Origin of the sequence: Microbacterium sp. (assembly GCF_047605725.1) — a bacterium.
Taxonomy (GTDB): domain Bacteria; phylum Actinomycetota; class Actinomycetes; order Actinomycetales; family Microbacteriaceae; genus Microbacterium.
Genome location: NZ_JASGFE010000005.1, coordinates 49069 through 75176, shown reverse-complemented (window position 1 = coordinate 75176; position 26108 = coordinate 49069). Strand labels below are relative to the sequence as shown.

Below are 26108 nucleotides of genomic sequence, written 5' to 3'. Positions count from 1 at the left end.
GCTGGCCGCGCACGTGGCGGCGCGCGCGACCCTGCGGCTGCGCGGCGTCATGGCCGTCGCGCCCCTCGACGAGCCGCCGGCGGCCGCGTTCGAACGGCTGCGCGCGTGCGCCGACGCCGTGCGGGCGGTGGTGCCGGACGCGACGTGGATATCGGCCGGAATGACGGCGGATTTCCCCGAAGCGATCGCCGCGGGCGCGACACACCTGCGGATAGGCACGGCAATCACGGGTCCACGGCCCACCGACGGTTAACCTCGGAACAGACAGCGATACGGAGGATGCGATGTCGAACCCGCTGAAGAAGACAATGGTGTACCTCGGCCTGGCCGACGAAGAGGCCTACGAAGAGGCCCAGGCGCAGCAGAGCGCGCGAGAGGCCGCCCGTTCAAGCCGTCAGGAGAACGAGCCGAAGCCCGCGCCGGTGACCCCCCTGCGGCGCCCTGCCGTCGTGCGGCAGCCGGCTGCCAGCGCGCTCAGTGAAATCCTGACGGTGCACCCGAAGCAGTACCGCGACGCGCAAGTGATCGCCGAGAGCTTCCGCGACGGCATCCCGGTGATCATCAACCTGTCGCAGATGAGCGACGCCGACGCGCGCCGCCTCATCGACTTCGCGAGCGGGCTGTCGCTCGGCCTGTACGGCCGCATCGAGCGCGTCACGAGCAAGGTCTTCCTCCTCTCCCCGGAGAACGTGGCGGTGTCGGGCGAGAGCTCGATCACGCAGGGCGACCCCGAGCCGGCGCTCGCCCACTCGTAGAGCGTGGACGTGCTGCGCGTCGTTGCCGCAATCCTCAACGCGCTCATCCTCCTGTACATCGCCGCGCTGCTCGCGCGGCTCGTGATGGACTACATCCCCCTCTTCAATCGCGCGTGGCGCCCGCGCGGGCTGTGGCTCGTCGTCGCGGAGGTCGTCTACACGATGACCGACCCGCCCATCAAGCTGTTGCGGCGGCTCGTCCCGCCGCTGCGCGTGGGCGGCATCTCCATCGACTTCGCGTTCACCATCGTGATGCTGGCGTGCTTTGTGCTGCTGAACCTCACCCGCGTCCTAGTGAGTTGACTATGCTTGCAGGGTGACGCGCGAGGGCGCCGATCTCGAGCCAAAGCAGTGACAGCCCGAAAGAGGTATGACAATGGCACTCACCCCGGATGATGTCGTCACCAAGCAGTTCCAGCACGTTCGCTTCAAGGAGGGCTTCGACCCGGACGAGGTGGACGACTTCCTCGACGAGATCGTGGTCGAGTGGCGCAAGACCATCGCCGAGAACGAAGAGCTGAAGGCCAAGCTCGCCGCGTACGAGTCCGGCGGGGCGCCCGCTGCCGAGGCCCCGGCCCCCGAGCCCGCGGAGCAGGCCCCGGTCGAAGAGGCTCCGGAGCCTGCCGCAGAGCCTGTCGCCGCCGCGGAGCCCGCTCTCGCTGTCGAGGGCGCCGCGCCGACCGCCGCGAGCGCGGGAATCATCGAGCTCGCGCAGCGACTGCACGACGAGCACGTGGCGGAGGGCCAGGCCCAGCGCGACAAGCTCATTGCGGACGCCCAGGCGCAGGCGGCGAGCATCGTCGCCGACGCGGAGGCGAAGGGTCGCGAGGAGATGGCCCGCCTCGACCAGGAGCGCTCCGTGCTGGAGGGCCGGATCACCGAGCTGCGCCAGTTCGAGCGCGACTACCGCCAGCAGCTGCGCAGCTACATCGAAGGCCAGCTTCGCGACCTCGACACCTCGGCCTCCTCCGGGCCGACTCCCGTCTCCGCCGTCGGCCTCTAGGCCTTGGCGGATCGCCCCCCCCTGCGCAAGGCGGCGGCCGGCACTCTCATCGCGATCCTCGCGACGGTGGTGCTGGCCGCCGACCAGTTGGCGAAGCTCGCCGTCATCGAGAAGCTGCCGTACGAGAAGGCTGTTCCGGTGATCGGCGAGTTCCTGGTCTTCTATCTCGTCCGCAACCCGGGCGCCGCGTTCTCGATCGGCGAAGAGCTGACGTGGGTCTTCTCGATCGCGCTGTCGACGGTGGCCGTGGTGATCGTGTGGCTGGCCGTGACTCGGATCCGCTCCCGCATGTGGGCGGCTGCCCTCGGCCTGTTGCTCGGCGGCGTGCTCGGGAACCTCACCGACCGGCTCTTCCGCGAGCCCGGGTTCGGCGTCGGCCACGTCGTCGACTTCATCTCGACGCCGTGGATGATGCCCGCGATCTACAACATCGCCGACATGTTCATCGTGTGCTGCATGATCGCCGTCGCACTGCTCGTGTTGCTCGGAAAGCGCATGGACGGCAGGCGTGCGGAGCGCGCGCAGGCGGCCGAGAGCGGCGACTGACATGCCGTCGCGGACGCTGCCGGTGCCGGATGGGCTGGATGGCGCGCGCGTGGACGCGGGGCTGGCCAAGATGCTCGGCTTCTCGCGCACGTTCGCTGCGGACGTGGCAGAGCGCGGGGGAGTCGCGCTCGACGGGCGGACGCTGTCGAAGTCCGATCGGCTGCGCGCCGGCGGATGGCTGGATGTCTCGTGGGAGGACAAGCGCGAGCCCGAAGTGGTGCCTGTCGTCGTGCCCGACCTCGCGATCATCCACCAGGACGACGACATCGTCGTGGTGGACAAGCCGGCGGGCGTGGCCGCGCACCCCTCGCCCGGCTGGGACGGGCCGACCGTGCTCGGCGCGCTCGCCGCGGGCGGAGTCGGCATCGCCACGAGCGGCGCCGCCGAGCGGCGGGGCATCGTGCACCGCCTCGATGTCGGCACCAGCGGCCTTATGGTGGTGGCCAAGACCGAGCGCGCGTACACGGCGCTCAAGCGCGCGTTCAAGGAGCGCGAGGTGGAGAAGATCTACCACACGGTGGTGCAGGGCCATCCCGACCCGTTGTCCGGCACGATCGACGCGCCGGTCGGACGCCATCCCTCCCACTCGTGGAAGTTCGCGGTGACGCCGGGCGGCAAAGACTCGGTGACCCACTACGAGACGCTCGAGGCCTTTCCGGGCGCGGCCCTGCTGGAGGTCCGCCTCGAGACGGGGCGCACGCACCAGATTCGCGTGCACATGGCCGCGCACCGGCATCCCTGCGTCGGCGACCCGCTGTACGGGGCGGATCCCACGCTGTCCGCCCGCCTCGGGCTCGCCCGGCAGTGGCTGCACGCCCGTCGGCTGTCGTTCGCGCACCCGCTCACCCGCGCGCGCGAGAGTTTCGCCTCGGACTACCCCGCCGACCTCGCGCACGCCTTGGACGTGCTGGCGGATCGCTCGACCTGACCACTGTGCGCGGAGCGTCGACGGGCTTCAGTCCTCGTCGGCCCACGCTTCGGCGACGACCCCGGGAACGACCACGACGGGCACGGGCGCGTTGCGCAGGATCTTCGACGATCGCGATCCGAGGAACACGCGGGCGACCGGTCCGCCGCGGCTCGAGCCGATGACGAGAACGTCGCCTTCCGTCCATCCGGCGTCGTCGATGGCTTCCGGCCACGAGTACCCTTGGCCGAGCACGGCATCCATCCGCTCGGGCGTGTCGGGCAGCTGCCGCACGCTGTCGAGCTCGGCCTGGATCGCCGCTCTCGCTCGATTCGCCCATTGCGCGACGACCAGGTCGTCCTGACCGCCGGCCACCGTGTCGGCGAACAGCGTCGTCGGGCGCACCGCGAACGCGGCCAGTCGCAGCGCGGCCCCGACCCGAGCCGCCACTCGCGCCGCGGCCTGCACGAGCTCTCCGCCGTCGGTCGATCCGCCGTACGCGACCGTCACCCGGCGGACTGTCGCCCCCGCGCCGGCGCGGAAGCCGCGCGGCGCCATCGCCACCGGGAGCGACGAACTGTGCGCGATTCGCTCCGCGGTCGCCCCGAGCGACAGGCGGCCGTGCGCCGCGGCGCTGGAGGAGCCCACCACGATCATGTCGGCATCGTGCCGGTCGGCGGCCTCCAACAGTCCCCGGGGCACCGATCGGGCGTGATGGGCGACGAACTCGGCCCGCACGTCCTCGGGGAGCCTGGCCCGCGCCTGGTCGAGGTGCTGCGCGGCGACCCGCTCGAGATAGGAGAGGAACTCGGTGTCGAGGTTGGTCGGGTCGACCGGCCACGCGTCGGCCACCACCGCGCACACCACGAGGTCTGTGTCGGCCGACCGAGCCAGCAGCGCAGCCAGGTGAAGCGCGGCGATGCCGGTCTCGTCGGCTCGGTACCCCACGAGGATCGTCACGTCGGTTCCCCGGCTCAGTCGACGGCGACCGGCGAGGTCGCGACCACGTGGGTGAGCGGGATGTCGTACGCCGCCCTGGCCCTCTGCACCACGTCGTAGCGCAGCCAGTCCGACTCGGCCTCCGGTTTCGTGGAGATGACGAGCTGGTCGGGATGGAACGACTCGACGGCGTCGGCGAGCGCGCGCAGCGGGCGGTAGTCGCCGAGGGCGCCATCGACGCTGAGGTTCTCCGCCCGGAGGATGCTCATCATCGCGTCCAGCCGCTCTTGGGCCGCCTGAACGGTGGCCTCCCAGATGAACACCGCGCCCTTGTGCTCGGCCTGCCCGGTGTCCACCGGGTTTGCCGGAACGCAGACGTAGTACTCGGCCTTGCCCGCCCGATCGATGCGGCGCAACTCTTCGAGCAGCTCGTCCGCGGCGACGGTCTCGTTCGCCATCACGAGCACTCTGCTCGCCTTTCCGGTCACCTCCGGCTGCAGCGACTCGGGCTCGATCGATCCACCGCGCATCTTCGTCACGACGAACAGCACGATCACAATCGCCCACGACCCGAGGCTCAGCAGCAGCTGGATGAGCGTGTCGGGGTTGAACGCCATCTGCACGAGGACGGCGAGGATTCCCACGGTCGCAAGGATCGACAGGTACGGGAAGCCCCACATCTTGATCTTCAGTTGCGACGGGTCGGCGCGCCGACGCAGCACGATCTGGGAGATGCCGATGAGCAGGTAGACGAACAGGATGATCGCTCCGGAGGAGTTCAGCAGGAAGCTGAAGACGGTGTCGGGCGAGATCGCCGCCGCGATCACGCACAGGAAGCCGACCACCGACGAGGCCAGAATGGCGCGGCGGGGCACTCCGCCCTTGCTCACGCGGATGAGGCTCACCGGCGCCTCGCGGCGGGCCGCCAGGACGAACAGCATGCGAGAGGCCGTGTACAGGCCCGAGTTGAGGCATGACAGCACGGCGGTGAGCACGACCAGATTCATGATGTCGGCGGCGAACGGGATGTTCATGCGCTCCATCGCGGCGACGAAGGGCGAGAAACCGGGCTGGTTCTCGTCCCATGGGACGATGAGCGCGAGCAGCAGCGCGGAGCCGACATAGAAGATCGCGATGCGAGTGATCACCGAGTTGGTGGCCTTGCCGATCGCCTTCACCGGGTCAGGCGACTCGGCGGCGGCGATCGTGGCGATCTCGGCGCCCACCATGGAGAACACGACCACGACCACCCCGCTGAAGATCGCCCCGACGCCGTTGGGGAAGAAGCCGCCGTGCGAGGTCAGGTTGGAGAAGTCGAGTTGCGCGCCGGGCCACAAGCCGATCACGAAGAGCGCTCCCAAGACCAGGAAGATCACGATGGTGGCGACCTTGATGCCGGCGAACCAGAACTCGAACTCGCCGAACGACGCGACGGAGAACAGGTTCGTCGCCGTCATCATCGCCATGAGGACCAGCGAGAAGACCCAGAGGGGAACGTCGGGGAACCAGTGGCGCAGGATCTCGCCGCCAGCGACCGCCTCGAATCCGACGACGATGACCCAGAAGTACCAGTACAGCCAGGCGACGGAGAAGCCGGCCCATCCGCCCAGCGCCTTGCGGGAGTAGTCGGCAAAGGCGCCCGTCGAGGGGTTCGCGGTGGCCATCTCGCCCAGCATGCGCATGATGAGGATGATGAGCAGGCCCGTGATGCCGTAGGTGATGAAGGCGGAAGGGCCGGTGCTGAGGAAAACGTTGCTGGAGCCGACGAACAGGCCGGCGCCGATGACGCCGCCGATCGCGATCATAGAGAGTTGGCGTTGATTGAGCCCCTTGTGCAGCTCTGGCGATGCGCCCATGACGTCCTTCCTGCGGATGCCGCGGGCCGGATCCCGCGGTGCGCTCCACCTTGGCGTAATGTCCTGACACCCGCAAGTGGCAGGAGTGAACTCGTCGCACGACTGTAACGCCGTGGTGATCTGCTCTCGCGTCGAACTCTCACCCTCAAGGAGAGGGTGATTCGACCGCACGCCACGGCGGGCGGTGATGTCGGCGCCTCTCTTTAGACTCGAGCCGTGGCATCCGATTCTTTCGTCCATCTGCACGTGCACAGCGAGTACTCGATGCTCGACGGGGCGGCGCGGTTGAAGCCGATGGTGGAGGAGGCCGTGCGGCAGGGGATGCCGGCGATCGCCGTCACCGACCACGGCAACACCTTCGGCGCCTTCGAGTTCTATCGCGAGGCGAAAGCCGTCGGGATCAAGCCGATCATCGGCATCGAGGCATACGTGACGCCCGGCACGCACCGCGCCGACAAAGCGCGCGTGCGGTGGGGCACGCCCGAGCAGAGCGACGACGATGTGTCGGGCGCCGGCGCGTACACGCATATGACACTGCTCAGCCAGAACACGGCGGGCATGCACAACCTGTTCCGCCTCTCCAGCAAGGCGAGCATCGAAGGCTACTACTTCAAGCCGCGCATGGACCGCGAACTGCTGCAGAAGTACAGCACGGGCCTGATCGCCACGACGGGCTGCCCGTCGGGCGAGGTGCAGACGCGATTGCGCCTGGGCCAGTACGACGCCGCGCGCGCGGCCGCCGCCGAGTTCCGCGACATCTTCGGCGAGGGCAACTACTTCGCCGAGATCATGGACCACGGTCTGGCGATCGAGCGGCGAGTGATGGCCGACCTGCTGAAGATCGCCAAAGACCTCAATCTGCCGTTGCTGGCCACCAACGACTCCCACTACACGCACCAGCACGACGCGGACAGCCACGCGGCTCTGCTGTGCGTGCAGTCCGGGTCGACGCTCGACGACCCGAAGCGGTTCAAGTTCGACGGCGACGGCTACTACATCAAATCGCCCGCCGAGATGAGGCAGATCTTCCGCGACCACCCGGACGCGTGCGACAACACGCTGCTGGTGGCCGAGCGGTGCGAGGTCGAGTTCGACACGGGCGCCAACTACATGCCGCGCTTTCCGGTGCCGCCGGGGGAGACCGAGGAGTCGTGGTTCGTCAAGGAGGTCGAGAACGGCCTGCGCGAGCGCTACCCGGGCGGCATTCCCGACGAGGTGCGCACGCAGGCGGAGTACGAGACCGGCGTGATCGTGCAGATGGGCTTCCCCGGCTACTTCCTGGTGGTCGCCGACTTCATCAACTGGGCCAAAGACAACGGCATCCGGGTGGGCCCGGGCCGAGGCTCCGGCGCCGGTTCGATGGCGGCGTACGCCATGAAGATCACCGACCTCGACCCGCTGCGGCACGGGCTCATCTTCGAACGCTTCCTCAACCCTGAGCGCGTGTCGATGCCCGACTTCGATGTCGATTTCGACGACCGGCGTCGTGGCGAGGTGATCCAGTACGTCACCGACAAGTACGGCGACGAGCGGGTCGCGCAGATCGTCACGTACGGCACGATCAAAGCGAAGCAGGCGCTGAAGGACGCCGGCCGCGTGCTGGGGTTCCCGTTCAGCATGGGGGAGCGGCTGACCAAGGCCATGCCGCCCGCCGTCATGGGCAAGGACATGCCTCTCGAGGACATGTTCAACCCCGACCGGCCGCGCTACAAGGAGGCGGCCGAGTTCCGCACCCTGATCGAGACCGACGCCGAGGCCAAGACGGTCTTCGACACGGCCGTGGGCCTGGAGAACCTCAAGCGCCAGTGGGGTGTGCACGCGGCCGGCGTGATCATGTCGTCCGAGCCGCTGATCGACATCATCCCGATCATGAAGCGCGAGCAGGACGGGCAGATCGTCACACAGTTCGACTACCCCGCGTGCGAGGCGCTCGGGCTCATCAAGATGGACTTTCTGGGGCTGCGCAACCTCACGATCATCGATGACGCGCTTGACAACATCGCCGCCAACCGCGGCGAGCAACTCGTGCTCGAAGACCTCGCGCTCGACGACGCGGCGTCGTACGACCTGCTCGCGCGCGGCGACACGCTGGGGGTGTTCCAACTCGACGGCGGCCCGATGCGGTCGCTGCTGCGCCTCATGAGGCCCGACAACTTCGAGGACATCTCCGCGGTCCTCGCGCTCTACCGGCCGGGCCCGATGGGCGTCGACTCCCACACGAACTACGCGCTGCGCAAGAACGGCCAGCAGGAGATCATCCCGATCCACCCCGAGCTGGAAGAGCCGCTGCGCGACATCCTGGGCGGCACGTACGGCCTCATCGTCTACCAAGAGCAGGTGATGGAGGCCGCGCAGAAGCTCGCCGGCTTCTCGCTCGGCCAAGCCGACATCCTGCGTCGCGCGATGGGCAAGAAGAAGAAGTCCGAGCTTGACAAGCAGCAGGCTGACTTCTTCGCCGGCATGACGGCGAACGGCTATTCCGCGGCGGCGCAGAGCGCGCTGTGGAAGGTGCTCGAGTCGTTCGCCGACTACGCGTTCAACAAGGCGCACACCGCCGCGTACGGGCTGATCTCGTACTGGACCGCCTATTTGAAGGCGCACTATCCGGCGGAGTACATGGCCGCTTTGCTGACGAGCGTCGGCGATGCGCGCGACAAGCTCGCCGTCTACCTCAACGAGTGCCGGCGCATGGGCATCAAGGTGCTGCCGCCCGACGTCGGGGAGTCGATCCGGTTCTTCGCCGCCGTGGGAGACGACATCCGGTTCGGACTCGGCGCCGTGCGCAACGTGGGCGCGAACGTCGTCGAGGCGATCGTGGCCGCGCGCAAGGACGCGCCGTTCACGTCGTTCCACGACTTCCTCGCGAAGGTGCCGGTGCACGTTGCGAACAAGCGCACGGTCGAGTCGCTCATCAAGGCGGGGGCCTTCGACTCGCTCGGCGCGACGCGTCGCGCGCTCATGGAGATCCATGAGGACGCCACCGAGCAAGCGGTGCTCGACAAGCGCCGCGAGGCCAACGGCGAGGTCGGTTTCGACTTCGACAGCCTGTGGGGCGACGACGAGCCGCAGCAAGCCGCCAAGGTGCCCGACCGCCCCGAGTTCTCCAAGAAGGACAAGCTGGCGTTCGAGCGCGAGATGCTCGGGCTCTATGTCTCCGACCACCCGCTGGCGGGGCTGGAGATCGCCCTTGCCAAGCACGCTTCCACCTCCATCCACGACCTCCTCGCCAGTGACGACGTGCGCGACGGCGACCAAGCGACGATCGCCGGGCTGGTCACGAGCGTGCAGCACCGGGTCGCCAAGCAGAGTGGCAATCCGTACGGCATGGTCACGGTGGAAGACTTCGACGGCGAGCTGACGGTCATGTTCATGGGCAAGACCTACACCGAGTTCCAGACGATGCTGCAGCCCGACGCCATACTCGTCGTGCGAGGCCGGGTCTCCCGGCGCGACGACGGCCTCAACCTGCACGCGCAGTCGGCGTTCACGCCCGATCTGGGGACGATGGATGCCGGCGGCCCGCTCACGCTCCTGATGCCCGAGCACCGCGCGACGGAGTCGGTCGTCGGCGAGCTGGCGGTCGTGTTGGCGAGGCATTCCGGATCGACGGAGGTGTCGCTGCGCCTGCTGCCGCGCGGAGGCGGAGGCGTCGCGAAGGTCTTCGATGTGCCGCTGCCCGTGTCTGTCACGGCCGACCTCTACGGCGAGCTCAAAGGCCTGCTCGGCCCGGGCTGCCTCGGTTGACGCATAGGCGTGCCGAGTAGAATCGAGCCGCGCACCCGACGCGCACGCGTTCGTCCTCAGAACGGAAGGAATCACCCGTGTCCGACCAGCAGACGCCCGAGCCCGCCCCCGCAGAGGAGGCTCCGGCCTCTCACGCTTCGCCGGCCGAGGCCGTCCAGGACGCCCCGGCTCCCACCGACTCGACTCCGCAGTACGGCGTCGGCCCGTTCTCGCTGCGCGAGGTCGTGCTCGTCGGCGTGTGGCTTGTCGCCTTCGTCGTCTCGTTCTTCCCCGTCATCGGCTTCTCGCCGCGCGACGTGCTCAGCGGCGGCGCGCCCGCCTCGAGCGCCGGGCCGTCCGTGTGGACGGGGGGACTGGACTGGATCCTGACGATTGGCGTGCCGACGGTGGCGGTCTTCCTCGTTGTGCTGCGCCGCCTGTCGCCGCAAGGCATCCGTCGTGTCGGATCGCTCGGGGTCGACCAGTTCGCGTCGGTGGCGTTCTCGGTGAGCACTATGGTGTGGCTGGCCATGCTGTGGAGCAACGTCGGCTTCGGCCTCGCCAGCGGGCTGTGGCTGAACACGTGGGTCGTGTGGGTCGAGTTCTTCGTCATGGCCGCCGGTGTCGTTCTGACGGTGCTGGCCCCCATCGTGCCGCCGTTCTCGCAAGACTTCCAGGGGCGTCCCGAGGCGACTGCCCACCGCAGCGCTCGCCCCGTGCGCGCGCTGGCCGTGCGCCCGCCGCGACCCAAGCCCGTCGTCGCGGACGCCGCGCCCCCGGTAGCGGAGGCTGCGCCGGTGGCCGCCGTCGGCGGCGCCCGGCAGGGAGCCGCCGAGGCGGCGCCGTCGGAGAGCCCGTTTGCGGAGTTCGACTCGACGGAGTCGCCCTTCGCCGAGCTGCGGGCCGTCGATCCGGCGGCCGGTGAGGCCGTCGCGCCCGTCGTCGACGAGGATTGGACCCCGCAGTACGCCCGGACGGGATCCCCCGCAGCGGCAGAGCCCGAGCCCGTCGACAGCGAGCCCGCGCACCCGCGCACCGCGAACCAGGCGTTCTGGGCGCTGGCTCCCGAGGAGCGCGACGTGCACGACGAGAACGGTGTGCCGGTCTTCCGCATCGGGCCGACCGCGTGGGCGCTCGTGATCGAGGACCGCGGCTCGTTGTTCGTCATCCGGCACGAGGACGGCCGGATCGGCTACCTGCACGACATCTCGGGCGTCACTCGCGGCTGAACGCCAGCGCGGCGCCGCGCGGCGAGGTTCGCGCGGCGCCTCCCGCCGCACGCGGCGATTGCCGTGGTGTGTGGTGATTGCCGTGGTGTGCGGCGAGGCCCCCCTTTGCTCGGCGACTCTCACCGCGCGTGGTGAGACCCACGTTGCGTGGCGAAACCCACCGCACGCGGCGAAACCCGTGCCGTGAGAGTGGGTCTCGCTGCGTGCGGTGGGTTTCGGCGCGCCGAGCGGGTGCGGAATGGGCGACGGCAACCGGACACGCGCTGCGCTGACACGCGCTGCGCCGTGCCGCGCTGAGCCGAGCTGCGCCGAACCGCGCTGCGCCGAGCCGCGCTGCGCCGAGCCGAGCCGCGGCTACGCTGGAGTGATGCGCACCATTGACCTCCGCGGGCGTGTGCTGACGCCCGTGGAGCTGCTGAACGCCGTGCCGCGCGCGGAGAGCGCGCGCGCCGACGCGCTGAGCGTCGCCGCCGACGTGGTGTCCGATGTGCGCTCGCGCGGCGAGGCCTCGCTGCGCGAGCAGGCCCAGCGCTTCGACGGCGTCGAAGGGCACGCGATTCGGGTTCCCCGCGAGCACATCGACGAGGCGGTGGCGGCCCTCGACTCCGCGGTTCGCGGCGCCCTCGTCGAGGCGATCCGGCGCGTCCGCGCCGCGTCGGCGGCGCAAGCGCCGCAGGCATCCGTCACCGAGGTCTCCCCGGGAGGGCTCGTGCGGCAGCGGTGGCAGCCGGTCACCCGCGCGGGCGTGTACGTGCCGGGGGGCAAGGCGGTCTACCCGTCGAGCGTCGTGATGAATGTCGTGTCGGCTCAGGTCGCGGGCGTGCGCGACGTCGCGCTCGCGTCGCCCCCGCAGCGCGACCACGCCGGCCGGGTGCACCCGGCGATCCTCGCCGCGGCGGGCCTGCTCGGCGTCGACGAGGTCTACGCGATGGGCGGCGCGGGCGCCATCGGCGCGCTGGCCTACGGCGTGCCGGCGATCGGCCTCGACCCCGTGGATGTCGTGACCGGCCCGGGAAACAACTACGTCGCCGCCGCCAAGCGCGCCGTCGCCGGCGTCGTCGGCGTCGACGCCGAGGCCGGCGCCACCGAGATCCTGATCGTCGCCGACGACACGGCAGACGCGACGTACGTCGCCGTCGACCTGGTCAGCCAGGCTGAGCACGACGAGCAGGCCGGCGCCGTGCTCGTGACGCCGTCGGCGGGCCTGGCCGAGCGGGTCGCCGCCGAGGTGGAGCGGGCCGCCGCGGCCACACGGCACCGCGAGCGCGTGGCGACCGCCCTCGCCGGCCCGCAGTCGGCGATCGTGCTCGTCGACGACCTCGCCGCCGCCGAGGCGTTCAGCAACGCGTACGCGCCCGAGCACCTTGAACTGCACATCGCGGACGCTGCCGACGCGTCGGGCCGCTATGTCAACGCCGGGGCGGTCTTCATCGGCGACCACAGCCCGGTGAGCCTCGGCGACTATCTCGCCGGCAGCAACCATGTGCTGCCCACCGGCGGCCAGGCCCGGTACGCCGCGGGCCTGGGCGCGCACACGTTCCTGCGGCCACAGCAGGTCGTCGAGTACGACCGCGCGGCGCTCGAGGGCGTCGCCGCGCACATTGACGCGCTGGCCGAGGCGGAGCAGCTTCCCGCCCACGCCGAGGCCGTGCGCGCGAGGTTCGCGCGGTAGCTAGGCTTTCCTTGCCATGCACTGCCCCTTCTGCCGACACCCCGACTCGCGCGTCATCGACTCCCGCACGAGCGATGACGGCCTCAGCATCCGCCGCCGCCGCCAGTGCCCCGAGTGCGGGGGGCGCTTCTCGACGATCGAGACCGCGAGCCTCAACGTGATCAAGCGCTCCGGCGTGATCGAGCCGTTCAGCCGCGAGAAGGTCATGTCGGGCGTGCGCAAGGCATGCCAGGGCCGCCCGGTGACCGAGGCCGACCTGGCGCTGCTGGCCCAGGCCGTGGAGGAGGCGGTGCGCCAGACCGGCTCGTCGCAGATCGACACGAACGAGATCGGCCTGGCGATCCTCGGCCCGTTGCGCGAGCTCGACGAGGTTGCCTACTTGCGGTTCGCGAGCGTGTACCAGGCCTTCGAGTCGCTCGAGGACTTCGACGCCGCGATCGCGCAGCTGCGCGCGGGGCACGAGTGATGTACGCGGTCTTCTTTCGCACCGTGCTGGCGCGCATCGACCCCGAGCGCGCGCACCACGGCGCGATGCTCGTCATCCGTGCTGTCGGCGTCCCGCCGCTGTCGTGGCTGGCGCGCGCCGTCACCAGGCCCGCGCCCGAGCTGCGCACGCGCGCGCTCGGACTCGACTTCGACTCGCCGTTCGGCGTGGCCGCGGGATTCGACAAGGACGTCAGGGGGGTGCGCGGCCTGCGCGCCCTCGGGTTCGGCCACGTCGAGGTCGGCACCGTCACGGCCATCGCGCAGGAGGGCAATCCGCGGCCGCGCCTGTTCCGGCTCGTGCCCGACCGCGCGGTGGTCAACCGGATGGGCTTCAACAACGGCGGGGCCCACGCCGCGGCGCGCCGGCTGGCGAGGCTGCGCCGCCGCCGGAGCCGCCCGGTGATCGGTGTCAACATCGGCAAGAGCCGGGTGGTGGATGTCGCCCAGGCCACCGCCGACTACCTCGTCAGCGCTCGGCTGCTCGCGCCGCTGGCCGACTACCTCGTGGTCAACGTCTCGTCGCCCAACACGCCGGGTCTGCGCGGCCTGCAGGCCGTGGAGACGCTCGAGCCGCTGCTGAGCTCGGTGCGCGACGCGGCCGGCGCCACGCCGCTGCTGGTCAAAATCGCCCCCGATCTGCCCGACGAGGAGGTCGAGGCGGTCGCCGCGCTCGCGGTGCGGCTCGGGCTCGCGGGGCTCATCGCCACGAACACCACCGTGGCGCGGCAGGGGCTCGCCACCGACCCCACGATCGTGGCGGCGGCGGGGGAGGGCGGCCTGTCTGGAGCTCCGCTGAAGGCGCGCGCCCTCGAGGTCCTCCGCATCGTGCGCGCCACGGTGCCCGCCGAGTTCTGCGTCGTCTCGGTGGGCGGTGTGGAGACAGCGGCCGACGTGCGCGAGCGGATGGATGCCGGCGCCGACCTCGTGCAGGGGTACACCGCGTTCCTCTACCGCGGACCGCTGTGGGCGCGCCAGATCAACCGCGGGCTCCGCGCCCGCGAGACCACGCGACGGCGCTAGCCCAGGTCGATCTTCTCGCCGCGGCGCTTCTGCGGCTTGGGCATGCGCAGCACGCGCATCTGGATGGAGCGCATCGCGCCGTACCAGCCGAGCCCGCGCTCCATGCGGCTCTCGCCGAACTTGTGCCGCGCCGCGCGCTTGACGAGCGTCGCGTTGATCACCATCTCCGCGATGACCAGCAGCAGGATCGCCCACAGGCCCAGGAACGAGGCCATCACCAGCGTCGGGTTCGGAACGAACCCGAGCACGATGACCACGAGCATGAGCGGCATGATCCACTCGCCGAGCGTCCAACGCGCGTCGACCCAGTCGCGCACGAACCGGCGCTGCGGGCCCTTGTCCCGCGCCGGGAGATAACGGTCGTCGCCGGTGGCCATTCCGACGCGCGCCCGCTCGCGCTTGACGGCGAGCTCTGCCTTGGCGGCCGCCTTGGCCTCTTTCGTGTCGGGCACGAGGGGGCGGCGGCGGGCGGCTTCGCGCTCGGCACGGCTCGGGGTCGGCCGCCCCTTCCCGGCGGTCGGCGCGGCACGCTCCTCGTCGCGCGGAACCGGAGCGGGAGGTGTCTTTGCCACGATGCATCCTTGGAGGTCGGGTGGGAACGGCCCCTTAAGATTACCCGCATGGTTGCAGAGTCTTCTCGCGAGTCCGCCGTCCGTGAGGCTGCGGCCGGCGGCATCCCCTCGGCCCTCGCCGATCTCGGCACGCTCGTCCGCATCCCGTCGATCGCGTTCCCCGGCTTCGACCGGGCCGAGGTCGCGCGCAGCGCCGAGGCGGTGAAGGCGCTCGCCGAGGGCGTGGGGGTGTTCGACTCCGTCGAGATCGCCGACGCCGCCATCCCCGGCACTGACGAGCGCGGCATGCCGGCCGTGCTCGCCACCCGCGCGGCGCGCGGCGGGCGGCCCACGATCCTGCTGTACGCGCACCACGATGTGCAGCCGGTGGGCGACGAGGCGCTGTGGGAGTCGCCGCCCTTCGAGCCGACCGTGCGCGGCGGACGCCTGTACGGACGGGGCGCCGCCGACGACAAGGCCGGCGTCATGGTCCACATCGGAGCGCTGCGCGCCCTGCGGGAGGCGCTGGGGGAGGAGTTCGACCTCGGCGTCGCACTGTTCGTCGAAGGAGAGGAGGAAGCGGGCTCGCGCTCGTTCGCCGCGTTCCTCGACGAGCACGCCGACGCGTTGCGGGCGGACGTCATCGTCGTCGCGGACTCCGGCAACTGGGATGCGGCGACTCCGGGCCTCACGGTGTCGCTGCGTGGCAACGTGCGCTTCACGCTGCGAGTCCGCACCCTCGACCACGCCTCGCACTCCGGAATGTTCGGCGGCGCCGTCCCCGACGCCATGATGGCGGCGGTCACGCTGCTGGCGACGCTGTGGGACGCGGACGGCGCGGTGGCCGTCAGCGGGCTCGCGCAGCGGGATGCCGCCACCCCCGACTACCCGGAGGCGACGCTGCGCGACGAGGCCGGGCTTCCCGACGGCGTGCGCCCGGTGGGGCGCGACTCGATCCTCAGCCGGATCTGGAACAAGCCGTCGGTCACCGTGACGGGAATCGACGCGCCGAGCGTGCGGAACGCGTCCAACACGCTCGTGCCCGAGGTGTCGGTCGTCGTCAGCGCGCGCGTCGCGCCTGGGCAAGCCGCGCGCGAGGCGTACGAGGCCATCGAGCGGTACCTGCGCGACCGCGCGCCGTTCGGCGCCGAGCTGGAGTTCCTGGACGTCGACCTCGGCGACGGGTTCCTCGTCGACACGAGCGGCTGGGCGGTCGAGGCGGCGCGGGCGGCCTTCGCGGACGGCTACGGGGCGGCGCCGGTCGATCTCGGCGTGGGCGGATCGATCCCGTTCATCGCCGACCTCGTGCGCGTCTTCCCCGGCGCGCAGATCCTCGTCACCGGAGTCGAGGATCCGCACGCCCGAGCGCACAGCCCGAACGAGTCGCTGCACCTGGAGACGTTCCGCAACGCCCTGGTCTCGGAAGCGCTGCTGCTGGCCCGGCTCGACGAGCGGACGGCGGAGGGATCAGCCGGCTCCCGCCCAGGCGGCGTACAATCGGAGCATCCTGCCGTTTGACGCCGGCCCGATTCGGAGCGAGCAATGACCGACACCGCCCTCAGCCCCACCGAGACCACGCCCGACCACGGCGTCGGCCTGACGGCCGCAGCAGCCGCGAAGGTGAAGAGCCTGCTGGAGCAGGAGGGGCGTGACGATCTGCGGCTGCGCGTGGCCGTGCAGCCGGGGGGATGCTCGGGTCTCATCTACCAGCTGTACTTCGACGAGCGGTACCTCGATGGTGACAAGACGGTCGACTTCGACGGCGTCGAGGTCATCGTCGACGACATGAGCGTCCCGTACCTCGACGGCGCGAGCATCGACTTCAAGGACACGATCTCCGAGCAGGGGTTCACGATCGACAACCCCAACGCCTCCGGCAGTTGCGCGTGCGGCGACAGCTTCCACTGACGCCTTTTTGGGCGGCGCGGAAAAGAACCTGGGCGCACGGCCTGAATAGGCCTTGAGCTTGCCCTAGACTGACGACAGAACATCCGCGTCTCCGGGAAAGGTGCACCGTGCCCTCGAAACGCCGCCTCCGCTGGGCAGCTATCCCCGTGGGGATCGCTGCGGTCGCCGCCCTTGCGGGCTGCTCGACCACCGAACTCCACGGCTACCTTCCCGGGTTCCAGGACGACGGCACGCCGACCACGAACCACACCGAGATGGTGGCGGGGCTGTGGACCACATCGTGGATGGTGCTGCTGGCCGTCGGCGTCATCACGTGGGGCCTCATGTTCTGGGCTGTCGTGGTCTACCGCCGCCGCCGGGGCCAGACCGGGCTGCCGGTGCAGATGCGCTACAACATGCCGATCGAGGTCTTCTACACGATCGTGCCGCTCATCCTCGTCGTGGGGATGTTCTTCTTCACGGCCCGCGATCAGGCCGAGATCGAGGCGCAGTGGCCCGACCCCGACGTCGAGATCACCGCGATCGCCAAGCAGTGGGCCTGGGACTTCCAGTACGAGGGTGAAGAAGAGGACAACGCCGATGCCGTGTGGACCATGGGCATCCAGGCCCAGCCGGACGCCGAAGGCGACATCGATCAGTCGCAGCTGCCGACCCTCGTGCTCCCGGTCGGCCAGAAGGTCACCATCCACCTGCAGTCGCGCGACGTCATCCATTCCTTCTGGATCATCGACTTCCTCTACAAGAAGGACATGTACATCGGCAAGGACAACTCGTGGTCGTTCACGCCGACCCGCGAGGGCACCTACGCCGGGAAGTGCGCCGAGCTGTGCGGCGAGTACCACTCGATGATGCTCTTCCAGGTGAAGGTGGTCAGCGACGAGGAGTACGAGGCGTACCTCGACAGCCTCCGCGCCGCGGGCCAGACTGGCGACATCCAACAGGCCTACGACCGGCTGGACAACCAGCCGGGCACCGGTGCGACCACCGCTGAGGGAGACGAGTGATCATGGCGACGACACTTCCGCTTCAGGAACCGGGCACCCGCACTCTCCCGCCGCGTCAGGCGGCGCTGTTGACCACTTCGCGCACCGCGGAGAAGGGCAACATCATCGTCAAGTGGATCACCTCCACCGACCACAAGACGATCGGGTACATGTACCTCATCGCCTCGTTCCTGTTCTTCCTGCTCGGCGGCGTGATGGCCCTCATCATCCGTGCCGAGCTGTTCGAGCCGGGCATGCAGATCCTGCAGACCAAGGAGCAGTACAACCAGCTGTTCACGATGCACGGCACGATCATGCTGCTGATGTTCGCGACGCCGCTGTTCGCCGGGTTCGCCAACGTCATCATGCCCCTGCAGATCGGGGCTCCCGACGTCGCCTTCCCCCGACTGAACGCGTTCGCCTTCTGGCTGTTCCTGTTCGGCTCCACGATCGCGGTGGCCGGCTTCCTGACCCCGCAGGGGGCGGCATCCTTCGGCTGGTTCGCCTACCAGCCGCTCGCCGGCGCGACCTTCTCTCCCGGGGTCGGCGGAAACCTGTGGATGCTGGGACTGGGCATGAGCGGTTTCGGCACCATCATGGGCGGCGTGAACTTCATCGCCACGATCGTGACGATGCGCGCGCCCGGCCTCACGATGTGGCGCATGTCGATCTTCACGTGGAACACGCTGATCACCAGCATCCTCGTCATCATGGTCTTCCCGGTGCTCGCCGCCGCGATCCTCGCCGCCGGCGCCGACCGCGTGCTGGGCGCGCACATCTACGACCCGGCCAACGGCGGCGTGCTCCTGTGGCAGCACCTGTTCTGGTTCTTCGGGCACCCCGAGGTCTACATCATCGCGCTGCCGTTCTTCGGCATCGTCTCCGAGGTGTTCCCGGTCTTCAGCCGCAAGCCGATCTTCGGGTACAAGACGCTCGTGTACGCGACGATCTCGATCGCGGCGCTCTCGGTCGCGGTGTGGGCGCACCACATGTACGTCACCGGCGCGGTGCTGCTGCCGTTCTTCGCGCTCATGACGATGCTCATCGCGGTGCCGACGGGCGTGAAGATCTTCAACTGGATCGGCACGATGTGGCGCGGCTCGGTGACGTTCGAGACGCCCATGGTGTGGGCGCTCGGCTTCCTCGTCTCGTTCGTGTTCGGCGGGCTCACCGGCGTCATCCTCGCCTCGCCGCCGCTGACCTTCCACACGTCGGACTCCTACTTCGTCGTCGCGCACTTCCACTACGTGGTGTTCGGCACCGTCGTGTTCGCGATGTTCGCCGGCTTCTACTTCTGGTGGCCGAAGTGGACGGGGCGGATGCTCAATGAGCGGCTCGGCAAGATCCACTTCTGGACGCTGTTCATCGGCTTCCACATGACGTTCCTCATCCAGCACTGGCTGGGCGTCGACGGCATGGTGCGCCGCTACGCGGACTACGCGACCTCCGACGGCTGGACGTGGCAGAACCAGGTGTCCACGGTCGGCGCGATGATCCTCGGACTGTCGATGGTGCCGTTCCTGCTGAACGTGTGGATCACCGCGCGCACGGCGCCGAAGGTGACCGTCGACGACCCGTGGGGCTACGGCTCCTCGCTCGAGTGGGCGACCAGCTGCCCGCCGCCGCGGCACAACTTCACGTCGATCCCGCGCATCCGCAGCGAGCGGCCCGCGTTCGACCTGCACCACCCGGAGGCGGGGCCCGACGTCGGCGTCGGGCCGGCGAAGGACGCGCCTGACACTCCGGTCGTCGATCTCGCCGAGGGAGAGGTGAAGTAGCGATGCGCTCCAACGTCGGACTGTGGTGGTTGCTCTGCTCGTTCTGCTTGCTCATGGGCATCGTCTACACGGGATGGAACATCGCCGCGCACGTCGGCGACCCCGTGCGCCGGGTGGAGTGGGTCGGCACGGTGGCGTTGTTCTTCACCGCGGCGATGGCCGCGCTGATCGGCTTTTACCTGAACCGCGTGCACAAGGCGCAGGGCGGCGAGCTGCCCGAAGACGTGCTGACCGCCGACATCGACGACGGCGACCCGGAGCAGGGCCACTTCAGCCCGTGGTCGTGGTGGCCGATCACCCTCGCGTTCTCGGCGGCGCTGGCCATCATCGGCCTCGCGGTGGGAACGTGGATGCTGCCGATCGGCGTCGGCGTGTTCGTCGTCGCGATCGTCGGCTGGGTGTACGAGTACTATCGCGGCTACTTCGCCCGCTGAGTCGCGCGCGCGGCGCGCGCTGGGCCGCGCCGCGCGCTGAGTCGGCGCGCTGCGCCTCGCAGATCTCTCGCGCTACAGAAACCCGCAGTCGCGCCTGCGAGTTGCGTGCGCGACTGCGGGTTTCTGTAGCGCGAGCCGGAACGGGCGCGAGAGAAGTGGCGCGCGTGCGGGTCGCGTGCGCGCGTGCGGGTTTCTGTAGCGCGCGGCCCCACGCAGGCGCGTGATCCCGGCACGCGCGAAGGCGGCGATCAGCCGCGCACGGCCATCGTCAGCGGATCGAACGTGCGAGGGAGCGGCCCCTCGTCGTTCTCCGTCGGCTGACCCTCGCGCGCCCAGTACTCGTAGCCGCCGATCATCTCCCGCACGCTCCAACCGAGCCGCGCGAACTCGCGGGCGCCCTTCGCTCCGGCGTTGCAGCCCGGGCCCCAGCAGTAGACGACGACGGGAACGGATGGATCGAGCTCGGCGGGGGCGCGCACGGCGATGTCGCGGTACGGAATGTGGATCGCGCCAGGAATCCGGCCCTGCGCCCACGCCTCGTCGCCGCGCACGTCGACGAGAGTGAGCTCCTCGCCGGCCTTCTGTGCCGCGTAGGTGTCGGACGGGTCGGTCTCGTGCTCGAGTTTTGCGGCGAAGTAGGAGAGGGCGTCGGACATGCTTCGAGGCTAAACGCGAGGGATGCCGCGGCCCAGACCGGACCGCGGCATCCCTCGTTCGATTTCTGCCAGATCGGCTACTTCTTCTTGCCCTCGTCGTCGGCGTCGTCTTCGGCCGCCGGGGCGATGAGGTGAGACGGCTTCACCGCGGTCTCTGAGTGCTCTCCGTCGTCGATCGGGTCGAGCGAAGCGTCGGGGAACCCGGCGCGCTCGTGGGCGCCGCGGATCTCATCCTGCTCCTCATGGGCGATGTGCTCCAGCGTGTGGTGCTGGTGCGCGACGGCCTCGTCCAGCTCGGTGGCGGTGAGCGGCGTGAGCCGGTCTTCGAAGAACCAGCGCGAGAGCGCCGCGCGCAGGTTCTGGTGCCACGGGATGCGACCTTTCGCGTTCGGGCGCACAACGAGCGGCTCGTAGGCCTCGTACCCCACGAGCTTCCAGCGCTCGTACTCGTCGACGGGCTGGTGCACCTCGATGTACTCGCCGCCGGGGAGCCGCACGATGCGACCGGACTCGTAGCCGTGCAGGGCGATTTCACGGTCCTTCTTCTGCAGACCGATGCAGATGCGCTTCGTGACGAAGTACACGACGATCGGGCCAAGGATCAGCAGCGCCTGGAGGGTGTGGATCACGCCCTCCATCGTCAGCGAGAAGTGCGTCGCGATGAGGTCGGACGACGCCGCCGCCCACAGCACCGCGTAGAACAGGACGCCAGCGGCTCCGATCGCGGTGCGGGTGGCCGCGTTGCGCGGGCGCTGGGCGATGTGGTGCTCGCGCTTGTCGCCGGTGATCCACGCCTCGATGAACGGGTAGAGCGCCACGGTGACGATGAACACGCCCAGGACCGCCACCGGTATCAGGATGCCGAACGACAGCGTGTGGTCGAGGATCACGACATCCAGGTTGGATGGCGCGAGGCGCAGCGCGCCGTCGGCGAAGCCGATGTACCAGTCGGGCTGCGTGCCTGCCGAGACGGGGGACGGGTCGTACGGCCCGTAGTTCCAGATCGGGTTGATCGTGAACAGCGAGGCGATGAGCACGATCACGCCGAAGGTGATGAAGAAGAAGCCGCCCATCTTCGACATGTAGACCGGCATCATCGGGTAGCCCACGACGTTGTCGTTGGTGCGCGCGGGGCCCGCGAACTGCGTGTGCTTGTTGATCACCATGAGCATCATGTGCACCAGCAGCAGGGCGACGAGGATGGCGGGCAGCAGCAGGATGTGCAGCGTGTACAGGCGGCCCACGATCTGGTTTCCGGGGAATTCCCCGCCGAACAGCAGGAACGACGTCCACGTGCCGATCACCGGGAAGCCCTTGATCATTCCGTCGATAATGCGCAGGCCGTTGCCCGACAGCAGGTCGTCGGGAAGGGAGTAGCCGGTGAAGCCCTCCGCCATCGCCAGCACGAACAGCACGAAGCCGATCACCCAGTTCAGCTCGCGCGGCTTGCGGAAGGCGCCGGTGAAGAACACGCGCAGCATGTGCACGCCGATGCCCGCGACGAACGTCAGAGCCGCCCAGTGGTGGATCTGCCGAACGAGCAGGCCTCCGCGGATGTCGAACGAGAGGCGCAGCGACGACTCGAGCGCCGCCGACATCTCGATGCCGCGCATCGGGAGGTGGGCGCCGTGGTAGTGCGTGGGCACCATCGACGCCTGGAAGAAGAACGTCAGGAACGTGCCCGAAAGGAGCACGGCGACGAAGCTCCACAGCGCGATCTCGCCGAGCATGAACGACCAGTGGTCGGGGAAGATCTTCCGCCCGAGCTCTTTGACGAGCCCGGACAGGCTCGTGCGCTCGTCGATGTAGTTGGCTGCCCAGCCGACGAAGCGGCCGCCCAGCGGCTTTTCGGGCGCCTCGGTCTCGTCGCGCCTCTCAGTGGTGGTTGCGGTGCTCAATGGCGCTCCCAGAAGCTCGGGCCGACGGGTTCTGTGAAGTCGCTTCGGGCGATGAGGTAGCCCTCGGCGTCGACGGTGATGGGAAGTTGCGGCAGCGGCCGCGCGGCGGGGCCGAAGATGACCTTCGCGTGGTCGGTCACATCGAACTGCGACTGGTGGCACGGGCACAGCAGGTGGTGGGTCTGCTGCTCGTACAGCGCGACCGGGCACCCGACGTGCGTGCACACCTTGGAGTAGGCGACGATGCCGTCGTACGACCAGTCTTTGCGCTCCTCTGACTCGATGAGCTGCTCGGGGCGAAGGCGCATGAGCAGCACGATCGCCTTCGCCTTCTCCTCGAGGTAGCCCTCTTCGTGGCCGAGTTCGGCGAGCTTTTCCGGGATCACGTGGAACGCGGCGCCCAGCGTGACATCCGATGCCTTGATCGGCGTTCCTGTGGGGTCCAGCGCAAGCTTCATGCCCTCGTCCCACATGGTGTGCTTCAGCAGCGTCACCGGGTCGCCCTTGACCGGGTTGTCGGGGGTGTTGAACGGCGCCAGGCCGCGGAAGAGCACGATGCCGGGGAGGATCGATGCGGCGAGGGCGGCGATGAGAGAGCCGCTGATCATCGTGCGGCGGCCGAAGCCGGACTCCTCGTTGGCGGCCTCGAACACCTGCACGGCCGCGGCGCGCGTGGAGTCGCGGCCACGCGTCGGGTGGCGGTGCTCGATGAACTCCTTGTCGCTCATGATCGCCTTCGACCAGTGGATGGCGCCGACGCCGATGGCAAGCAGCGCCAGGGCGATGCCCAGGCCGATGAACATGTTGTTGGCGCGGATGCTGCTGAGCTGCTGGTCTTCGATCGGGAACAGCATGTAGGCGGCGACCGCCCAGATGCTGCCGGCCAGCGACAGGTAGAACAGGCTGTACACGCCGCGCACCGCGCCCTGCATCCTTGCGGGGTTCTTGTCGGTCATCCGCTCACGGTGCGGGGGAAGGGCCGGCTCGGCCACGGGGTCGTGCACCGCCACCGCGATCCCCGGCGACGGCACGAACGACCGCCCGTCGTCGTGCGCCTCTACCTCGTGTGCCATTTCGCTCCTCGTGCGTGTTTCTCGTCAGTTCCGGGTGAGCGTCAGTTCGCCTTGGCGGTGATCCAGACCGTGACAGCGATCAGGATTCCGATTCCGAAGATCCAGATGAACAGGCCCTCGGACACTGGGCCGAGGTTGCCGAGCCCGTACCCGCCGACAGGTTCGCTGTTTTGCAGGTAGAGCAGGTACGAGATGATGTCCCGCTTCTGCTCCGTGCTCAGGTTGAGATCGCTGAAGACGGGCATGTTCTGCGGGCCGGTGACCATGGCCGCGTACATGTTGAGCGCCGTGGTGTGCTCGAGGTTGGGTGCCCACTTGCCCTCGGTCAGCGCGCCGCCGGCCCCGGCGACGTTGTGGCACATGGCGCAGTTGACGCGGAACATCTCGGCGCCTTCCGCGACCTCGCCCTCGCCGTCGAGGACTTCGTCCGCCGGGTACGACGGGCCGGGGGCGACGGACTGCACGAAGGCGCCCATCGCGGCGATCTGCTCTTCGGTGAACTGCAGCGGCTTCTGCGGCGCCTGCGGGCCCTGCATCTGCAACGGCATGCGTCCGGTCGACACCTGGAAGTGGACGGACAGCTCGCCGACGCCGTAGAGCGACGGGCCGTTGTCGGTGCCCTGCAGATCGAGCCCGTGGCACGTCGCGCAGTTCGCCTGGAACAGCTTCTTGCCCTCGTCGGCTGTCAGCACGGTCGCAGCGGCGGCTGGCTCGGTGGCCGCCATCGCCGCGGAGGCGCCGGCGTACGCGCCGCCGGTGAGGAGCAGGCCGATGCCGATGAGGGCCGCTGCGGCCCAGGGGCTGCGCCGGCCGTGCGAGCGATGCTTCTTCTCTCGTGCCATGTCGGTGCGGCTCCTATTTCAGGAAGTAGATGACGAGGAACAGGGCGATCCAAACGACGTCGACGAAGTGCCAGTAGTAAGACACGACGATCGCAGTCGTCTCCTCCTTCGCTGTGAAGTTCTTCACGGCGTACGCGCGGCCGATCACGAGCAGGAACGCGATGAGACCGCCCGTCACGTGCAGCGCGTGGAAGCCGGTCGTGAGGTAGAAGGCCGACGCGTACGAGTCCGCGCTGATCGGCATGCCCTCCATGACGAGCTGCGAGTACTCCCAGACCTGGCCGGCGACGAAGACCGCGCCGAGGGCGAAGGTGAGGAAGAACCACTCCACCATGCCCCACTTGCGCTTGCCGTCGGCATGGGTCGTGTACGGCTGCAGCCGCTCAGCGGCGAACACTCCCGCTTGGCACGTGAACGAGGACGCGATGAGGATCAGCGTGTTCACCAGCGCGAACGGCACGTTCAGCAGATCGGTGCGCGCGGCCCACAACTCGGGGGAGGTGCTGCGCAGCGTGAAGTAGATCGCGAACAGGCCGGCGAAGAACATGACTTCGCTGCCGAGCCACACGATCGTTCCGACCGCCACCGGGTCGGGACGTTTGATGCCTCGCGGCACGGGTGCGTAGGTCGCTGGGGTCGTCACGTTCCCCATTATGGCGGATAACCGGCCGCGATTTTCGCATCACTTATGCCCGATTTTTCTCCGCCCGTAGTTAGGTTTGCCTAAGAAGTGGCAGGGAACTCGCTGACAGCCCGGATAGGATCGCAGGCATGTCGGAACGCGTCTCTTGGGCAGATCTCATCTCCGCGCTGCTGAGCGGACGGGACCTCAGCGTGGGGGAGTCGACGTGGGCGATGCGGCAGGTGATGCGCGGCGACGCCACGCCGTCGCAGTTGGCGGGCTTTCTCATCGCCCTGCGCGCGAAGGGCGAGACGGTCGACGAGATCGTCGGCTTCCGCGACGCGATCCTGGAGGCCGCGTTGCCGCTGCCGGTCGACGCGAATGTGCTCGACATCGTCGGCACGGGCGGCGACCGGTTCGGCACCGTCAACATCTCGACGATGTCGGCGATCGTCGCCGCGGCCACGGGCGTGCCCGTCGTCAAGCACGGCAACCGCGCCGCGAGCTCCGCGTCGGGCTCGTCCGACGTGCTCTCCGAGCTCGGCGTCGATCTCGCCCTCGCGCCGGAGCAGGTGGCGCGGGTGTGGGAGCGGGCCGGCATCACGTTCGCGTTCGCGTCCGCGTTCCACCCCGGATTCCGCCACGCCGGCCCGACGCGCGCCGAGCTGGGCGTGCCGACGGTCTTCAACTTCCTCGGCCCGCTGTGCAACCCGGCGCGCGCCGAGGCGAACGCGGTGGGCGTGGCCCAGCTCGACCGCGTGCCGCTGATCACGGGTGTGTTCCGCACGAGGGGCGCCACCGCGCTCGTGTTCCGCGGCGACGAGGGCCTGGACGAGTTGAGCACGACGGGGCACAGCCGGCTCTGGGAAGTGAGCCTCGGCGACATCCACGAGCATGACCTCGACCCGCGCGACCTCGGCATCCCGCTCGCCGACATCGACGACCTTCGCGGCGGCGACCCCGCCCGCAACGCGGCGATCGCGCGCCGGGTGCTGGCCGGAGAGCCCGGCCCGGTGCGCGATATCGTCCTGCTCAACAGCGCCGCGGGGATTGTCGCCTACCGGCTCGCGCAAGATCCCGCGCACGCCGGCCGGCCGATCCTGGACCGCCTCGCCGAGGCGAAGGATGCCGCGGCGGCGGCGATCGACGAGGGCGCGGCGGCCCGCAAGCTGGACGAGTGGGTGGCGGCGACGCGAGAGGCGTAGGAGCGTCGGCCTGGGCACACAG

Annotated in this window: 25 protein-coding genes; 17 read left to right on the top strand and 8 right to left on the bottom strand. The window is 69.4% G+C overall.

Annotation, left to right across the window (positions count from 1 at the left end; translation table 11 throughout):
- The 6 genes from QM641_RS02265 to QM641_RS02240 form a co-directional block, all read left to right on the top strand.
- Positions 1-253: alanine racemase (locus QM641_RS02265; protein WP_415113011.1), on the top strand; the 253-nt coding region annotated here is incomplete at its 5' end.
- Between the two features lie 31 nt (positions 254-284).
- Positions 285-755, top strand: a complete 471-nt coding sequence (locus QM641_RS02260) for a cell division protein SepF (protein WP_415078304.1) — start codon at positions 285-287, stop codon at positions 753-755.
- A 3-nt stretch (positions 756-758) separates the two neighbouring features.
- Positions 759-1058: a YggT family protein gene (locus tag QM641_RS02255; protein WP_415078303.1), complete on the top strand. Its 300-nt coding sequence runs from the start codon at positions 759-761 to the stop codon at positions 1056-1058.
- Positions 1059-1131: 73 nt separating this feature from the next.
- A complete protein-coding gene (locus QM641_RS02250; RefSeq protein ID WP_415078302.1) occupies positions 1132-1758 on the top strand; it encodes a DivIVA domain-containing protein in 627 nt (208 codons plus the stop codon).
- A gap of 3 nt (positions 1759-1761) precedes the next feature.
- Entirely contained in the window at positions 1762-2304 is a 543-nt protein-coding gene (gene lspA, locus QM641_RS02245; protein WP_415078301.1) for a signal peptidase II, read from the top strand.
- A 1-nt stretch (position 2305) separates the two neighbouring features.
- Positions 2306-3232 carry an RluA family pseudouridine synthase gene (locus QM641_RS02240; RefSeq protein ID WP_415078300.1) on the top strand — a complete coding sequence of 309 codons (927 nt, stop codon included), beginning with the start codon at positions 2306-2308 and terminating at the stop codon, positions 3230-3232.
- 27 nt (positions 3233-3259) lie between these two features.
- Here QM641_RS02240 and QM641_RS02235 read toward each other — a convergent pair whose 3' ends face one another.
- Both QM641_RS02235 and QM641_RS02230 read right to left on the bottom strand, forming a co-directional pair.
- Entirely contained in the window at positions 3260-4171 is a 912-nt protein-coding gene (locus tag QM641_RS02235; protein ID WP_415078299.1) for a universal stress protein, read from the bottom strand.
- A gap of 14 nt (positions 4172-4185) precedes the next feature.
- Positions 4186-6006, bottom strand: a complete 1821-nt coding sequence (locus QM641_RS02230) for an amino acid permease (protein WP_415078298.1) — start codon at positions 6004-6006, stop codon at positions 4186-4188.
- A gap of 216 nt (positions 6007-6222) precedes the next feature.
- Between QM641_RS02230 and dnaE the strand changes: the two genes are divergently transcribed.
- The 5 genes from dnaE to QM641_RS02205 all read left to right on the top strand — a co-directional run bounded on the left by dnaE (position 6223) and on the right by QM641_RS02205 (position 14136).
- Entirely contained in the window at positions 6223-9750 is a 3528-nt protein-coding gene (dnaE, locus tag QM641_RS02225; RefSeq protein WP_415078297.1) for a DNA polymerase III subunit alpha, read from the top strand.
- Between the two features lie 77 nt (positions 9751-9827).
- Positions 9828-10958, top strand: a complete 1131-nt coding sequence (locus QM641_RS02220) for a hypothetical protein (RefSeq protein WP_415113009.1) — start codon at positions 9828-9830, stop codon at positions 10956-10958.
- 364 nt (positions 10959-11322) lie between these two features.
- Positions 11323-12630 carry a histidinol dehydrogenase gene (gene hisD, locus QM641_RS02215; protein WP_415078061.1) on the top strand — a complete coding sequence of 436 codons (1308 nt, stop codon included), beginning with the start codon at positions 11323-11325 and terminating at the stop codon, positions 12628-12630.
- A 16-nt stretch (positions 12631-12646) separates the two neighbouring features.
- Positions 12647-13096 carry a transcriptional regulator NrdR gene (nrdR, locus tag QM641_RS02210; protein WP_415078062.1) on the top strand — a complete coding sequence of 150 codons (450 nt, stop codon included), beginning with the start codon at positions 12647-12649 and terminating at the stop codon, positions 13094-13096.
- Positions 13096-14136: a quinone-dependent dihydroorotate dehydrogenase gene (locus QM641_RS02205; protein ID WP_415078063.1), complete on the top strand. Its 1041-nt coding sequence runs from the start codon at positions 13096-13098 to the stop codon at positions 14134-14136. The genes nrdR and QM641_RS02205 overlap by 1 nt, the downstream gene beginning before the upstream one ends.
- Here QM641_RS02205 and QM641_RS02200 read toward each other — a convergent pair.
- Complete coding sequence (locus QM641_RS02200; protein ID WP_415078064.1) at positions 14133-14708, bottom strand: DUF3043 domain-containing protein; 576 nt, start codon at positions 14706-14708, stop codon at positions 14133-14135. The two genes, QM641_RS02205 and QM641_RS02200, sit on opposite strands and share 4 nt — an antisense overlap.
- 48 nt (positions 14709-14756) lie before the next feature.
- Here QM641_RS02200 and QM641_RS02195 point away from each other — a divergent pair, with 48 nt between their 5' ends.
- From QM641_RS02195 to QM641_RS02175, 5 genes are all read left to right on the top strand, one after another.
- Positions 14757-16205 carry a M20/M25/M40 family metallo-hydrolase gene (locus QM641_RS02195; RefSeq protein WP_415078065.1) on the top strand — a complete coding sequence of 483 codons (1449 nt, stop codon included), beginning with the start codon at positions 14757-14759 and terminating at the stop codon, positions 16203-16205.
- Positions 16206-16229: 24 nt separating this feature from the next.
- Positions 16230-16595 (top strand): iron-sulfur cluster insertion protein ErpA, encoded by a 366-nt coding sequence (gene erpA / locus QM641_RS02190; protein ID WP_415078066.1) that lies wholly within the window; start codon positions 16230-16232, stop codon positions 16593-16595.
- 107 nt (positions 16596-16702) lie between these two features.
- On the top strand, positions 16703-17599 hold the full coding sequence (gene coxB / locus QM641_RS02185) for a cytochrome c oxidase subunit II (protein ID WP_415113007.1): 897 nt from the start codon (positions 16703-16705) through the stop codon (positions 17597-17599).
- 2 nt (positions 17600-17601) lie between these two features.
- Positions 17602-19356, top strand: a complete 1755-nt coding sequence (ctaD, locus tag QM641_RS02180) for a cytochrome c oxidase subunit I (protein WP_415113005.1) — start codon at positions 17602-17604, stop codon at positions 19354-19356.
- 2 nt (positions 19357-19358) lie between these two features.
- Positions 19359-19790 (top strand): cytochrome c oxidase subunit 4, encoded by a 432-nt coding sequence (locus QM641_RS02175; protein WP_415078070.1) that lies wholly within the window; start codon positions 19359-19361, stop codon positions 19788-19790.
- Positions 19791-20038: 248 nt separating this feature from the next.
- On the opposite strand, the gene QM641_RS02170 is transcribed toward QM641_RS02175, so the two are convergent.
- The 5 genes from QM641_RS02170 to QM641_RS02150 all read right to left on the bottom strand — a co-directional run bounded on the left by QM641_RS02170 (position 20039) and on the right by QM641_RS02150 (position 24911).
- Complete coding sequence (locus QM641_RS02170; RefSeq protein ID WP_415078071.1) at positions 20039-20446, bottom strand: rhodanese-like domain-containing protein; 408 nt, start codon at positions 20444-20446, stop codon at positions 20039-20041.
- 77 nt (positions 20447-20523) lie between these two features.
- Positions 20524-22344, bottom strand: coding sequence for a cytochrome b (locus QM641_RS02165; protein WP_415078072.1), 1821 nt, complete (start codon positions 22342-22344; stop codon positions 20524-20526).
- A complete protein-coding gene (locus QM641_RS02160) occupies positions 22341-23417 on the bottom strand; it encodes a Rieske 2Fe-2S domain-containing protein (RefSeq protein WP_415078073.1) in 1077 nt (358 codons plus the stop codon). Before QM641_RS02160 ends, QM641_RS02165 begins: the two co-directional genes overlap by 4 nt.
- Positions 23418-23458: 41 nt before the next feature.
- Complete coding sequence (locus QM641_RS02155) at positions 23459-24259, bottom strand: c-type cytochrome (RefSeq protein WP_415078075.1); 801 nt, start codon at positions 24257-24259, stop codon at positions 23459-23461.
- A gap of 13 nt (positions 24260-24272) precedes the next feature.
- Positions 24273-24911 (bottom strand): cytochrome c oxidase subunit 3, encoded by a 639-nt coding sequence (locus QM641_RS02150; RefSeq protein ID WP_415078077.1) that lies wholly within the window; start codon positions 24909-24911, stop codon positions 24273-24275.
- A gap of 119 nt (positions 24912-25030) precedes the next feature.
- On the opposite strand from QM641_RS02150, the gene trpD reads away from it, so the two are divergent.
- Entirely contained in the window at positions 25031-26086 is a 1056-nt protein-coding gene (gene trpD, locus QM641_RS02145; RefSeq protein WP_415078078.1) for an anthranilate phosphoribosyltransferase, read from the top strand.
- Positions 26087-26108: the final 22 nt, after the last annotated feature.